10 protein-coding genes are annotated in these 15,098 nt (G+C 34.6%); 3 read left to right on the top strand and 7 right to left on the bottom strand.

Annotated features, from left to right (window positions below; all coding sequences use genetic code 11):
• Nucleotides 1-296: 296 nt before the first annotated feature.
• The gene (gene rpiB / locus AC5YGI_RS02360) at nt 297-731 is read right to left on the bottom strand and encodes a ribose 5-phosphate isomerase B (protein ID WP_330744755.1); all 435 of its coding nucleotides are present in this window, start codon (nt 729-731) and stop codon (nt 297-299) included.
• Nucleotides 732-1,373: 642 nt separating this feature from the next.
• Between rpiB and AC5YGI_RS02355 the strand changes: the two genes are divergently transcribed.
• Nucleotides 1,374-2,564, top strand: coding sequence for a phosphoglycerate kinase (locus AC5YGI_RS02355; RefSeq protein WP_202842158.1), 1,191 nt, complete (start codon nt 1,374-1,376; stop codon nt 2,562-2,564).
• Nucleotides 2,565-4,104: 1,540 nt separating this feature from the next.
• Here AC5YGI_RS02355 and AC5YGI_RS02350 read toward each other — a convergent pair.
• The 6 genes from AC5YGI_RS02350 to AC5YGI_RS02325 form a co-directional block, all read right to left on the bottom strand.
• Complete coding sequence (locus AC5YGI_RS02350) at nt 4,105-4,926, bottom strand: class I SAM-dependent methyltransferase (RefSeq protein WP_496167400.1); 822 nt, start codon at nt 4,924-4,926, stop codon at nt 4,105-4,107.
• 114 nt (nt 4,927-5,040) lie between these two features.
• Nucleotides 5,041-6,903, bottom strand: a complete 1,863-nt coding sequence (gene mnmG / locus AC5YGI_RS02345; RefSeq protein ID WP_496167398.1) for a tRNA uridine-5-carboxymethylaminomethyl(34) synthesis enzyme MnmG — start codon at nt 6,901-6,903, stop codon at nt 5,041-5,043.
• Nucleotides 6,904-7,050: 147 nt separating this feature from the next.
• Entirely contained in the window at nt 7,051-7,470 is a 420-nt protein-coding gene (ybeY, locus tag AC5YGI_RS02340) for an rRNA maturation RNase YbeY (RefSeq protein ID WP_496167396.1), read from the bottom strand.
• 5 nt (nt 7,471-7,475) lie between these two features.
• A complete protein-coding gene (locus AC5YGI_RS02335) occupies nt 7,476-9,635 on the bottom strand; it encodes a patatin-like phospholipase family protein (protein WP_330744758.1) in 2,160 nt (719 codons plus the stop codon).
• Between the two features lie 2 nt (nt 9,636-9,637).
• On the bottom strand, nt 9,638-12,085 hold the full coding sequence (locus AC5YGI_RS02330; RefSeq protein WP_330744759.1) for a bifunctional UDP-N-acetylmuramoyl-tripeptide:D-alanyl-D-alanine ligase/alanine racemase: 2,448 nt from the start codon (nt 12,083-12,085) through the stop codon (nt 9,638-9,640).
• 203 nt (nt 12,086-12,288) lie between these two features.
• A complete protein-coding gene (locus AC5YGI_RS02325) occupies nt 12,289-12,876 on the bottom strand; it encodes a thymidine kinase (RefSeq protein WP_062672824.1) in 588 nt (195 codons plus the stop codon).
• 61 nt (nt 12,877-12,937) lie between these two features.
• On the opposite strand from AC5YGI_RS02325, the gene AC5YGI_RS02320 reads away from it, so the two are divergent.
• Nucleotides 12,938-14,416 (top strand): DUF8457 domain-containing protein, encoded by a 1,479-nt coding sequence (locus AC5YGI_RS02320; RefSeq protein WP_330744760.1) that lies wholly within the window; start codon nt 12,938-12,940, stop codon nt 14,414-14,416.
• A gap of 2 nt (nt 14,417-14,418) precedes the next feature.
• Nucleotides 14,419-15,093, top strand: coding sequence for a 16S rRNA (cytidine(1402)-2'-O)-methyltransferase (rsmI, locus tag AC5YGI_RS02315; protein WP_047377914.1), 675 nt, complete (start codon nt 14,419-14,421; stop codon nt 15,091-15,093).
• Nucleotides 15,094-15,098 lie beyond the last annotated feature (5 nt).

Below are 15,098 nucleotides of genomic sequence, written 5' to 3'. Positions count from 1 at the left end.
ATTTTCTAAATCTTCCTTATTCGTTCCTTTGTATAAGGTCATTCAATTTCATCATTAGAATCTTTCCGTAAATCATCAGAAATTATCTTTCAGTTTACTTACAACGGGAGCTTTAGTTTTGTATAAATTTAATACAATTCTGGAGAAGAAAAGAGAAAAACCTTCTATTAATATATTTCAAATATAAGAAAGGCTTTGGAGAAAAATAGAGTATAAATTTCTATCGGACACTGCAAATGTACGAATAAAAAATAAATAAGGCTTGCAAAGTGATTTACAAGCCTTATTTTATTTATTTAGCAAAATGCAATTTTGTCAACTCTGTTCTGGTGTCTTCCACCTTCGAAGTCTGTTGAAAGAAATTGATCTACAATTTCAAGCGCCAGTTCTTTAGCTATGAATCTTGCCGGTATTGAAATCATATTAGCATCATTATGCTGTCTTGCCAGTGTTGCGATCTCCGGCATCCAGCACAAAGCACATCTTATTTTCTGGTGTTTGTTCGCAGTGATCTGAACTCCGTTTCCGCTTCCGCAGATCAGGATTCCCAGCTCATTTTCTCCGTTTTCCACAGAGGTTGCGGCAGGGTGTACAAAGTCCGGATAATCCACACTGTTTGTGGAAAACGTTCCAAAATCCTGAACTTCAAACCTTTCTGAAAGATAGTTCTTAACAATCTCCTTATATTCATAGCCGGCATGGTCCGCTGCGATAGCAATTTTTCTTTTCATAATACTCTTATTAAGCTTTATTAGATTCTATTTCCTTACAAAGGTAAGAATAATAACAATTCGTGTTAGTAAACCCTGAGTTAATTGTGAAAAGGTATGTGAATAACTGTGGAAAACTTTTCTCAACTTTCTATTTTTAAAGATCAATTTATTTCGTAATAGAAATTCTTTCCGAAGATTTTTACGACAACTTTCCAGATGTTTTCTTCAGCTATCCCCAGATTTTTCCATAATAAAATAACTAATAATGCCTTCATTTCAAAGTTATCAACATTTGTTAATAAGTGTGTGAAATAGCGGGTTTACAGAAGTTTATATTGTGAGTTAAATATGAATTGGATACAAGTTGAATGTTATCAATTATTATCATAAAACTTATCCCCGAAATTCACAACACTCAACAACAACTACATTATTTTTTTTTTAAAAGAGAAAAAATTGTTGATTAATGGGTGATTGGGTTCGGGGAAAGTTTTTGAAAACTTTTATTTTAATCAAACTGTTGAAAAAGTTTAAAACCTTACATTTGTGAAACAAAAATTCAATGAGATTTATGAAATTGTTCTTGCGAGATTTTACCAAAAGCTAAAAAGGATTTCTGCAGGACGGTCTCATAAGGCTTAGCAAAAAATAAATCTATTTATGAAAACAATCAATGATCTTAATTTTAAAGATAAGAAGGCTCTGGTAAGAGTGGACTTCAATGTTCCGCAGGATGATCAACTGAAAGTGACAGACAATACAAGAATTGTTGCTGTGAAACCTACAGTGGAGAAAATCCTTAATGATGGTGGTTCTGTCATCTTGATTACGCACCTTGGAAGACCTAAGGGAGAGGTTAAAGATGAATTTTCCCTTAAACATATTGTAGGCGAAGTTTCTTCTGTTTTAGGACAGGAAGTAAAGTTTGTGGATGAATGTATCGGAGAGAAAGCAGAGCAGGCAGCTGCCGATTTAAAACCGGGGGAAATCTTATTATTGGAAAATGTACGTTTTCATAATGAAGAAGAAAAAGGAGATGCTGCATTTGCAGAGAAACTTGCAAAGTTAGGAGATGCTTATGTAAATGACGCATTTGGTACGGCACACAGAGCTCATGCTTCTACAGCAGTAATCGCTCAGTATTTTCCGTCAACTAAATATTTCGGTTTACTAATGGCTAAAGAGCTTCAGGCTATCGATAAAGTATTGAAAAGTGGTGAAAGACCTGTTACAGCTATTTTAGGAGGTTCTAAAGTTTCAACTAAAATTACCATTATAGAAAATATACTTCCTGCAGTAGATAATCTGATCATTGGTGGAGGTATGGCATTTACCTTTATTAAGGCACTTGGAGGAAAAATTGGTAATTCTCTTGTAGAAGAAGATAAGCTTCCTTTGGCACTTGAGATTTTAGGAAAAGCAAAAGAGCATAAAGTAAAAGTATATCTTCCTTCTGATGCTATTATTGCTGAAAGCTTTAGTAATGATGTGGAGAGAAAAGAAGCTGATATCTATGCAATCCCTGAAGGATGGATGGGACTTGACGCGGGTCACAAATCGAGAGATCAGTTTAATGATGTATTGTTGAATTCAAGAACTATTCTTTGGAACGGTCCTATCGGGGTTTTTGAAATGTCAAACTTTGCTGGTGGTACAGTTGCTTTAGGAGAGAGTATTGCTGAAGCAACAAGACTTGGTGCTTTCTCTTTAGTTGGAGGAGGTGACAGTGTTGCTTTTGTTAAGCAATTCGGATATGCTGATCAGGTAAGCTATGTTTCTACCGGAGGTGGAGCAATGCTTGAAAGTCTTGAAGGACTTGAGTTACCAGGGGTAGCTGCCATCAATAATTAATAGAAAAGATAAGATATTGTAAGGTCTGCTAATATAATTAGCAGGCTTTTTTTATTGCTGGAACATTATGAAAATCCTTTATTGATCGGTATTTTCATTGTATTTTAGATATAACTTATAGTTATATAAGGTGGGATTAATGCTCTTTCAGAGACTTATGTTTTTAAGGAAATTTATGATCAGGTTGTTTTTGTAAAATTTATGAATTCAAGTGATTTTATTTCTGGTTATATTCTCATTTTGCTTTGGTAAATGACTATTATTTTTGCAATATTATTGATATAAAAAGTGGTAATTTTTTCTATGAATTATACTTGTATTTCGAAAAATATAGAAGGAGTAGTTGATATGATTTTATGAAAATTATTAGAGGATTTGAAGGAAAATTTATGATTTCTTCTTCCCATTGAAAAGTGATTCTATTAATTTTTAAAATTATTTTGAAGAGATAGGCTTCACTTTATCTTTTTTAGGGTAATAGTATTTTAGATTGTTTTAGTATTTAAATTTCTACTGGAAAACGGAGAGATAGATTTTTAAAAATTTTAAATTCAATCATTTATTTATTTCACATAATAGTGATCGTTTTGTATATTGTTGATTATTAATTATTAAACTTATTTTTTAACTATTTTTCCTTATTATTTTCATGTGATAATCTTACTAAAAACAATAGAAATCCATTGGTAACTATAATAAAATGAATAAGTTAATTATTTTTTGAATTTTTAAGATCCCTTTACATGATAAATTTAAGTAAGTTTTATTTTTTTATTCTTTAGACTTAAAAATTTACCATGAAGTTTAACATTGTTTAGGTGCTTCCAATTTTTAAATGATTAAGTATTGATTTTTGAAACTCTCTGTATTTTTATTTTTTCCTTTTTTCTAAAAAATAATACAATCTTTCAATTTTTATCAATTTTATTTTTTGAAGCAGGGAAAAGTTATTTTTATTAAAAATGGTAGAGTGGAGTAGGGGAGCTTCTTTTTTATCATGGAAGAATTGCTTTAAGAAGAAATTGGATTTTCTTTTTTTGTCGTCAGAAATATATTTACCAGATCAGCTTTAATTTTTTCTTTTAATAAAATGTCGAAAAACGACCTTCATAAATAGCTTAAAAAGCAATTTTCTCTTTTTTTTATAGTATTTGTATCTTATTTTATTTTGAAGTTGAATTGAAGCTGTTTCTGTGATAATTTATCTTGTGAAACTAAATTTGTTCTATTTTTTGCTGTTTTTTATGCTTTTGTTGCAAACTGAATGAGAAAGTTCAGTAAAACCTTTAAGTACGTAAAATGCTGTGTAGGTGATGGGCATTTATCTCTATTCTAAAAATAGAGTAGGGGAGATATTTTTATTGATAGGGAAGAAAAGTAAGTTTCAATCTTATTTTTTAATTTGATAAAATTGAGGAAGAATTATTATTCGGATATGATATAGAAAAAGAAAACTCAGGAGAAAAAATCCTGAGTTTTTTATTTTTCTAGCTAAAATTGCTAAAAATTGACCTTCATAAATAGGTCAAAAATCGATTTTCTATCTTTTTTCGATAATGTATATCAAACTTGAAAATTCGTTCGAAAATAACGCCTTTACGTTGGAAATTGTTCCAAAGATCACTGCTTTTAGCCAAAATAGGGGTGATTTTTTGTATTTTTCGCTCAACATAGAGATATAATATGAATCAAGAACTAAAGGCTTGATCTTTCTCATTTTCCAGTCGGGATTTTTAGAAATCAGGTTTTCCATTCCGTTTTTAGAAAAATGATAGATATGTCTTGGAACATCATAAGCGGCCCAATATTCTTTATAATGTTTCGCATCATAGGAAGTAGGGTTAGGAACTGCAATAACAAGAATTCCTTTTTCTTTTAATTTTCCGTGAAATGTACGAAGCATTTCATCCTGATTTTCGATATGTTCAAATACATGCCAGAGTGTAATAGCATCTAAGGCAGTTTCTTCAATTTTATTAATATTATCTAAAATGGAAGCTTTTGTTATTTTTCCCTGTGCTGCTTTTCTGGCATCAGCATCCGGTTCAAATCCGTAGGTCTCAAAATCATTTTCAATATACTTTACAAATTCTCCTGCACCACATCCGTAGTCCAGAACTTTTGATCCTTTTTTTATTCTGTCTACCAGTATATTTTTTTTATACTGCAGATTAAAAGACTGTAGAAATTTATAAAGTTTTTCTTTTAAACTTCCGGAATCCTGATGATGAGAAATATAATCTTCACTTTCATAATATCTGGAAATATTGGATGGAATAGGAGTGGTTTTGAATACACCTTTTGTTTCTGTTTCTTTTATTTCAAATATTTCCTGTGAAAGAAAATGATCTTTTATTTTCATTGAAGTAAATATCTTTAGTATGATAAAAAAATTAAGATATTCAGAAGCGTTTTATGCTTATAAATACCTTAATTCTTGTTTTATTTTTTAATGTTTCACGTGAAACATTTTTCTTTAACGTCCTAGATAAACTAATAAAACATTAATATCAGCAGGGGAAACCCCGCTTATTCTTCCTGCCTGTGCAATAGTCTTCGGACGTACATTAGACATCTTCTGTTTTGCTTCTGCAGAAAGACTGGAAAGCTTTGTATAATCGAAATCTTCAGGAATTTTAATGTTTTCCAGACGATTCAGCTTTGCTACATTTTCTTTTTCTTTCTCAATATATCCTTTATATTTAATATTGATCTCAGCCTGCTCTCGTACTTCATCATTATATTGAGTAGAAACCTCTTTAATAAAATCAATTTCATCCAGTTTTTCTAATGTCATATTAGGTCTGGTAAGAATTTGTGCTGCTCTGTAAGCTTGATCTACAGGGCTGCTTTCAATAGATTCCAGGACAGGATTGATAATGCCTGGTTTTAAAGAAGTTTCCCGAAGAAACTCTTCAAGTGATTGACTTTCAGATACTTTAGTTTCAACACGTCTCAATCTGTCTTCTTTTGCTAATCCTAGCTGGTATGCTTTCTCCGTTAATCTGATATCAGCATTATCCTGTCTTAAAAGAAGTCTGTATTCTGCACGTGAAGTAAACATTCTGTAAGGTTCTTCCGTTCCCTTTGTGATTAGGTCATCAATTAATACTCCAATATAAGCTTCATCTCTGTTTAGGATAAAATCTCCTTTTTCATGAACTTTATTATGTGCATTGATTCCGGCAATTAATCCTTGTCCTGCTGCTTCTTCATATCCGGTTGTTCCATTGATCTGTCCTGCAAAATATAAATTATCAATTAATTTAGTTTCCAGCGTATGCTTCAACTGGGTAGGAGGGAAGTAATCATATTCAATTGCATAACCCGGACGGAAAACTTTTACATTTTCAAATCCTGGAATATGTTTCATTGCTTTGATCTGTACATCTTCCGGGAGTGAAGAACTGAATCCGTTGACATAGATTTCAACAGTTTTCCATCCTTCCGGTTCTACGAAAAGCTGGTGTCTGTTTCTTTCTGCGAAACGGTTAATTTTATCCTCAATACTTGGACAGTATCTTGGACCTAAACTTTGAATGGTTCCATTAAACATTGGACTTCTGTCAAAACCTTCTCTTAAAATATCGTGTACTGTTTCATTAGTATATACGATATGGCAGCTTAATTGTTTTGTCAGTTTCGGCGTATCAAGATAGCTGAACTTTTGAGGATTTTCATCTCCTTTTTGTTCTTCCATTTTTGAATAATCCAAACTTCTTCCGTCTACTCTTGGTGGAGTTCCGGTTTTCATTCTTCCTGCTTCAAAACCTAAAGTGACCAATTGTTCTGTAATTCCAAAAGCTCTTGGTTCACCCATTCTTCCTCCACCTAATTGTTTGTCTCCAACGTGAATTAATCCATTAAGAAAAGTTCCGTTCGTAAGAACTACAGATTTTGCTTTAATCTCAATTCCTAAAGAAGTAACCACTCCCACTACTTTATTATTTTCAACAATCAGTTGTTTCACCATATCCTGAAAGAAATCAAGATTGGGAGTATTCTCTAATGCTAAGCGCCATTCTTCGGCAAAAAGCATTCTGTCATTTTGGGTTCTCGGAGACCACATCGCAGGACCTTTTGAAAGATTCAGCATCTTGAATTGGATGGCAGATTTGTCTGCCACAATTCCGGAATATCCTCCCATTGCATCAATTTCTCTTACGATCTGTCCTTTTGCGATTCCGCCCATTGCCGGGTTGCAACTCATCTGTCCGATGGTCTGCATATTCATTGTAATAAGCAGTGTTTTTGAACCCAGGTTAGCTGCTGCTGCTGCTGCCTCACAACCTGCGTGTCCTGCACCTACTACTATTACATCATATATTTCTGAAATCATTTTTATCTCGCTCGTTTTAAGCTTTAAACCTTATCTTTATAACCAATGTTTCACGTGAAACATTTTTGGAGAATGCACTCTAGGTAAACTCATATTGTTGCTAGAATAGAGTACTTTAGATATGGGACTTTAAGTGATTCTTCAATTTTAAAACTTTAAATCCCTGTATTTATCCAGGTACAGATCTTCCATTCTCCGCATCTCTTTTTCTTCCTCTTCCGTCTTGTCTTTATAGCCTGCAAGATGTAAAATGCCGTGGGCTAAAACCCTTCTTAATTCTTCTTCATAATCTCGGGAAAGGGTAGAGGCATTATCAGAAATGCGCTGCAAAGATACGAAAATCTCAGCGCTTATTGTCTTACCTTTTACATAATCAAAAGTGATGATATCTGTATAATAATCATGCTGCAAATAATCCTGATTAATCTTAAGAAGATATTCGTCATCACAGAAAATGTAATTGATTTCTCCTAATTTTTTTCCTTCTGAAAGAATAAGATCTTCCAGCCATTTTTTGTAATCTGCACTTACCGACTCTGGTAAGTTTTCGTAAAAGAACTGTATCATTTTTTTTAAAACCAGTGTCCTAAAATAACACTGAATATACCTTTTTGGTTATTTTTTAGGGAGTGGCTGAAGTTTACTTTTATCTGCCCGAAAGGAGATTTGTAACCAGCTGTAATTCCCAGAGAGCTATAATTTACTTTAACTGCATCCTCAAACTTGATATCGTTTGATAAGTTGGCAAAGGTAAAGTTTCCGCTGATAAAATAGTTTTTATTAAACTTAAACTGAACATCGTTGGATGCCAGTATTACATTGTTTGTATACAACTGGGCGAAATAGAATCCTCCAAAACTTTTAAAATTGATGAGATTCTGCTCAAAAATTCCACCTAATCTGTACTGATAATAGCCTGGAAGGTTTTCACCGATAGTAACGCCTCCAAACAGATTGAGACGATAACTGAATTGTTTGCTAAGCGGAATATTAAGTTTAAGGTCTGCTTTGATCTGAATAATTCTTTTATCAACTTCAGACTTTAAAAGATCTACAACCTTTCCTTCTGCTGCAAAATAAACCCCTTTTGTGGGGAATTCCTTATCATCCTGAGTATCGGTTTTAATAAACACATAAGGGTTCAGAAAACGGCTGTATCGCCTGTTATCTCCATTGCTGTTTTCTGCTTTAAAATAATCGTGGCTGATACCGCCGCCAATGGCAAATTTATCCTTCCAGGTAGACTGTATATAAGCTTCATTTCTGATCCATTCCCAGCGGTCTACTACATAATTATCTACATTCTTTATATCAAAGCTCATTCCTGACGAATAGAGACCAACTCCAGGAATGTATCCGTTATCTACAAAATAATTAAGGTAATATCTGAGACGGTCTCCTACAACGAGATCCACCGAAAGGTTTGAATTTTTGAATAAAAGTCTTTTGGCAGAATAATTCAAAAGAAGTCCTGTTTTAAAAACTTCGTCATAATGTAATCCGAATTTTAAAAAATGACGGGCATCATCTTCAGTCACGTAAAGCTTCAGATAGTTGGCGTCATTCTCCTGAACGATATCATAATTGATAAATTTGTAGTTGTTGGTGGCAACCAGTTTATCAATCATTTTATTAATACTTCCGTAGGTCTGCAAAGAGGGTAGGCGTAACCCCATTTTCCCTAATGTGTAGTTTTTTCCGTAAATTTTACTTCCTTCAATAGAAATACTATCTATTTTATAAACATTGGAATAGATTGGATTCACCTGTTGTCTGAGACGGTCAAATGGTCTCTTGGGCAGCTGGTCTAATACCTGGGAATATTTCATACCTTCCACATATCCGCTGTCCAGAATTTTCTTTTTATCATCGTAGCTGGTGGCGGACATCCCTTTCAGATTAGGTTTAATATTGATGTCTGTATATCTGTATTGTCTTCGGGTATCTTTTTTGATGCCGAAATCAATAACCTGGTTCAGAATGGCTATAATATTGTTTAAATCCTCTCTTTTCGAAAGATCCTGGTTAAGGTCCACACCAATGACGATGTCAATTCCTTTGTCCTTTAAAGGCTTTGACGGATAGTTTACCGTCATTGCTCCGTCAATATAAATACTGTCGCCAATTTTTACAGGATCCATTAAAGAAGGAAACGCAGAACTTGCCATAATAGACTGTACGAGATCTCCTTTTTCAAAAATCTGCATATTGCCACTTTCAAGATTGGTAGCAACACAAAGGAATGGAATAGGCATTTTGGAAAAGTCTTCAATATTGGAAACGTTTTTGAAAAGTTCTTTCAGAAGATAAACATTTCTCTGGCCGGTACTGATGGAAGAGGGAAGTGTGATTTTTCCGTTTTTAAGCGGAATGGATAAAAGATATTTATCTACGGATTTGTTGAAAAAGCTGGCTTCCTGCCGGGACTTTGGATCCATAATCAGAGAATAGAAATCCGTATCCATGACTATTTTTTCTATTTCTTTTCCGGAATAGCCGGCGGCATACAATCCGCCTACAATGGCTCCCATACTGGTTCCGGAAATGTAATCCACTTTCACTCCCAATGAATCCAATACTTTAAGAACTCCAACATGTGAAAATCCTTTGGCTCCACCACCGGCCAGCGACAGGCCTATTTTTGGATTCTTCGGAATTACCAGATTTTTTTTTACCTGAGAATGGATCAATAACAGTGGGAATATGAAAAGCAGAATCAGGAGTTTTCTCATAGTTAATCTTTTATATAAATCCGTTTCACCCGAGGTGAAATGGAGGTTAATACTTCATAGGTTATCGTTTTGCAGTAGCCTGCGAATTCTTTTAAGCTTGGTTTGGCGTTGAAAACAGTTACCGTATCGCCTTCTCTTACACCAGGAATATGGTCTACATTAATCATCATCATATCCATGCAGATATTTCCAACGATGGGTGCCAGCGTTTTATTAACTCCCACATTTCCTACCTGATTTCCGATCAGTCTTGGAATTCCGTCCGCATATCCCACTGGAATGGTTGCAATTCTTGTAGGATGATCTGCTTTATATCTTCTGCTGTATCCTACCGATTCACCATTTTCAACGGTTGATATCTGTGAAATTACGGTTTTAAAGCTTACCACAGAACGTAATTGTTTCTGAATTTCAGCATCTGCTGATTCTCCCAGCATACCAATACCGATTCTTACCATATCATGCTGATGATCTTTATAGCTGGTAATTCCTGCTGAATTCAGGATGTGGCGGATGGGAGTGTAACCCAGTTTTTCAATGAGGTAACTTGAATTTTTATCAAAAACCTCCAGTTGTTTCAAAGTAAATTCTTTTTCTTCAGGCATATCAGAAGATGATAAATGGCTGAACATACTTTGGACCTTTACATTTTTGTGGCTTAAAGTTTCGCTTAAATGATCCAGTTCAAAATCTTTAAAACCAAGACGGTGCATTCCTGTTTCCAGTTTGATATGGATTGGATATTTCTTATCATATCCGGATTTCTGAACCGCTTCATAGAATAATTCCAGAACTCTGAAACTGTAAATTTCCGGCTCCAGGTTATATTCGATAATCGTCTGATAACTGTGCTGTTCAGGATTCATCACAATAATAGGAGTAGTAATCCCTTTTTTACGAAGCTCTACACCTTCATCTGCATAGGCTACCCCAAGATAATCTATATGATGGTGCTGAAGAAACTCTGATACTTCAAAACTTCCTAAACCGTAGGCATTGGCTTTTACCATAGCCATCATTTTAGTTCCCGGCTTCAGCAGTGATTTGTGATAGTTGATATTATGAAGAATCGCATTAAGGTTTACTTCAAGTACTGTATCATGTTTTCTGAGTTCAAGAATATCTTTCAATTTTTCAATCTCAAATTTCCTTGCTCCTTTCAGTAAGATGATCTGATTTTCTATGTCACTAAGATGCTTACTTTCAATCAGCTCTTTAGTATCAATAAAAGTATAGGTTTTAGCTTTAAATAATTCACTGAAGTTTGAAATTTCATCACCGATCAAGAATACAGAATCAAAATTCTGTTCATTCACCAATTCTGAAACTTCCTCGTATAATTCTTTGGCATTGGAATTCACTCCAACAATATCTGTTAAGACCAGAGATTTTTTAGATTTATTATATTCATTCAAAAACTGGAGGGCAGTCTTCAAAGAATCGAGGTCCAGATTAAAAGAATCATTGATGATAATATTGCCTTTAATTCCTTCAATCGCTTCAAGTCTCATTTCAACGGCTTTTAAAAGGTTGATTTTTTCAACGATCTTTTTATTTTCGATATTCAGTTCCTTAAGCACAGAGATAAGCGCCATAGCATTGGTTAATGTCGCTTCGTCTCTCTGATGCACCGGAAAACTGATTTCTTCACCCAAATATTCAACAATGATGTTTTCATCTTTGGAAATATTGTTTTTGATGAAAACCTGGTTCTCTTTTTTAAAACCGTAAGCAATTAATTTTTTATCAGAATAGGATTTTTTAATTTTTTGATCAACAAGAAGATTGTCTCCATTATAAATGATGACTTCAGAATTTTTGAAAAGAATGATTTTTTCATCAATCAATTCTTCCTCGGAAGAAAAGTTGGCCGCATGGGCCGTTCCGATATGCGTGAGCAGTCCGATCTGAGGGTGGAAAATATGTTCAAGTTTTTCCATTTCATCCGGTTTTGAAATTCCCACCTCAAAAATTCCCAGTTGATGAGAATTGTTGATTTGAAGAAGAGACAGCGGAAGACCGATCTGTGAATTAAAACTTTTAGGGCTTTTCACGGTAGGAAATTCATTCCACAGACATTGATAGAGCCATTCTTTTAATATAGTTTTACCATTACTTCCCGTAATCCCGATGGATTGTAAATGAGAATGTTCGAAATGATACTTTGCTAACTTTTGAAGAAACGCTACAGAATTTTCAACAATGATCCAGGTTATATTTTCAAACGCCGGATAATGATGTTCAGAAATAATGACATTGATTCCCCTGTCCATTGCAGATTCAATAAATTTTTCACCGGAATTTTTGTGAGTATTGATCGCAATGAAAGCCGTATTCTTGATAGAATAAATAATCCTGCTGTCGTATGCTATATTTTTGATCAATAAACTTCCGTCACCAATGACCTGTGAATTGGTGATCCCTGCAATGTGTTGTACTGTATAATTCATTGGTACCCTTTCTGCTTTTTTTAGCGAAACGGCAAAAAGGTAAAATAGTAAAAGGGCTAAGATTTATGACATCATCCGGTTTTTCCTTTTTAAATATTTTACAGTGTAGCTTTTTCGCTTTTCATTTTATATTAGTGAATATATTTTACGGTTTATAGCAAACAGTTTTACAATTTAGTGATTTCGTCGTCTGCTTTATCCGATTATTTTCTTTTTGAAAGTACTTCGTCAATAAAAACACGGCGGCTTACTGCTTCATAACTTTCTGTTTCTCCCAGTTCCACCAGATTATCTCCCTGTGAAGTTCTCATCGAGTAGTTGGCAAGATTACCGGTTCTCTTACAAATAGCATGCACTTTTGTAACATACTCTGCAGTCGCCATCAAATTGGGCATTGGCCCGAACGGACGGCCTAAAAAGTCCATATCCAGTCCTGCAATAACCACTCTGATCCCGCTATTGGCGAGCTGGTTGGCAACATCAACAATGCTTTCATCAAAAAACTGAGCTTCATCAATGGCTACTACATCACAATTGGAAGCCAGCAGAAGAATTTCATTAGGGTTTTCTACTGCTGTACTGCGGATTTTATTCTGATTATGGGAAACTACATCCTCTTCAGAATACCGTACATCCATTTTTGGTTTAAAAATTTCCACATTCTGTCCTGCCATTTCCGCTCTTCGCAATCTGCGGATAAGTTCCTCGGTTTTACCGGAAAACATAGAGCCACAAATTACTTCCATCCAACCACTTTGTTTGGAATGATTAATTGTATTTTCTAAAAACATTTGTTAAATTAGCCGTATATTTTTAACATCAAAAGTAAGCAATTTTAATAAGAATCTTATTATGCAGAATATCCAAGATTTAAAGGAAAAGATTTTTTTTGAATCCATGAATATCATTGATAATCTGGACAAAATAAGTAATATAGACGAATTACTTTCCAAGCAAGATCTTGTGGATGAGCTTGCTAACAGGATTTCTTTTTTGAAACTGCTGGAAAAAAATATCGAATACTTCGTAGCAGACAATCCGGCACAGAATCCGGACCATCACTATGTCTCTTTTGATTCCGGAGAAACAGAGCATCACGATACCGGAAATGAAGTGACGGAAGAAGAGGCTATTTTCAATAATGAACTGAACGAAATTGATGAAAATGAAGTTTTTTCAGATCAATCTGAAGAAGAAGCTGTTTTCAATAATCAGCTGAATGAAATTGTTGAAAACGAGTTCCACGAAAATATCGTAAGCTTTGTAGAAGAAAATAAGACTGAAAACGCACCTGAAAATCAGGAACAGGATTTTGGAAATGAAACCCTGGAAGAAGAAGCAGTTTTTAATAATCAGCTGAATGAAATTGATGAAAATGAAATTTCAGAAGAACAAAGAGCTGTTCTGAGTTTTGTGGATGAGGATAAAATCCTTGCTGATTCTACACCGGATTCGGATGAAGATCTTAATGAAGATCTGTTTTATAATGAAGTAACAGCAGAAGAAGCGGTTTTCAGTAATCAGCTTCATGAAATAGAAGAGCAGGAAGAGTTAATTTCTGAAGAGGAATCGAAGAAAGAACCTGAGTCTGCGGTAGCAAATGATGTGAAATCTTCTGTTACAGAAACCATTCCAAGCATTTTTGATACAGAAACGCTGGATGATGAAATACTGATTGAAGAAAACGAAGAACAATTTGTGGCTTCAAACATTTCCATAGAACAGGGTGAAATGGCTACAGAAACTTCCAATGTAGAAAATATTCTGAGTGAGATCAAAAATGACCACTCTGAAGAACCTGTAAAAGAAGAAAGCATTCTTGCTGAAGTCTATGACCGCAGAAAGATTGTTGAAATCGATAAACCTGTTCCCGAAGAAACAGATAAACATCGTTCCGATGAGAGCTTCGAAAATTTGGAAGAATACCATCGGGAGAAAAAAATAAAATTAGCCAATATCAAAGGAATGAAGGCTGTTCAGTCACTTTTTGATGACGACCACCTGGAACTTCCCAAGGAAGAAAAAACAGCTCCTGTTGCCAAAGAAGATACAGGAAGTATTCTGAAATCCAATATTCCAACCCAATTTATGGAAGCAGACAAGCTGAAACCTGAATTTAAGCTGGATCTGAATGACAGACTTGCCTTCACGAAGATGCTTTTTGAAGGAAGCCAGGCAGACCTGAACGATACTGTTTATCAGCTGAACCAATTCAGAACACTGGAAGAAGCCAAAGAATACCTGAGTGATCTGTACTATGACAGAAAATGGAATAAGGTGGATGAATATGCACAGAGACTTTGGATATTGGTGGAAAATAAATTCTTATAATTTTGAGCGGAATCCTATATTTTGTTCCCACACCTGTCGGGAACCTAGAAGATATGACATTCAGGGCGGTAAATGTTCTGAAAGAAGTAGATTATATTTTATGTGAAGATACCAGAACTTCAGGAATACTTTTAAAACATTTTGAGATTTCCAAGCCCTTAAAGTCTTATCATTTACATAATGAGCATCAGGCAACGGAGAAGGTGATTACAGACCTTAAAAACGGGCAGAATATTGCTATTATTACCGATGCAGGAACTCCGGGTATTTCAGATCCCGGATATTTACTGGCCAAAGCAGGAGCAGATAACAATATTGATATGATCTGCCTTCCCGGAGCTACGGCGCTCATTCCGGCACTTGTTGTTTCAGGTCTTCCTAATAACGAATTTCTGTTCGCAGGGTTTCTGCCGCAGAAAAAAGGAAGACAAACCAAGCTGAAGCAGCTTGCTGAAGAAAAAAAGACCATCGTTTTGTACGAAAGCCCTCATAAGATTAATACCACTCTGGAACAGATCAAAGAATTCTTCGGAGAAGAAACCAAAGTAAGCTTAAGCCGTGAGATTTCTAAAAAATTTGAAGAAACTAAAAGAGGAACAATCAATGAATTAATTGAGTTCTCCAAGAGTAAAACTTTAAAAGGAGAGATCGTCCTTATTGTCAATAATTCTATTTAAATTTC

This window comes from Chryseobacterium sp. CS3K3.1, assembly GCF_059515165.1.
This window is presented reverse-complemented; position numbering and strand designations above follow the sequence as displayed.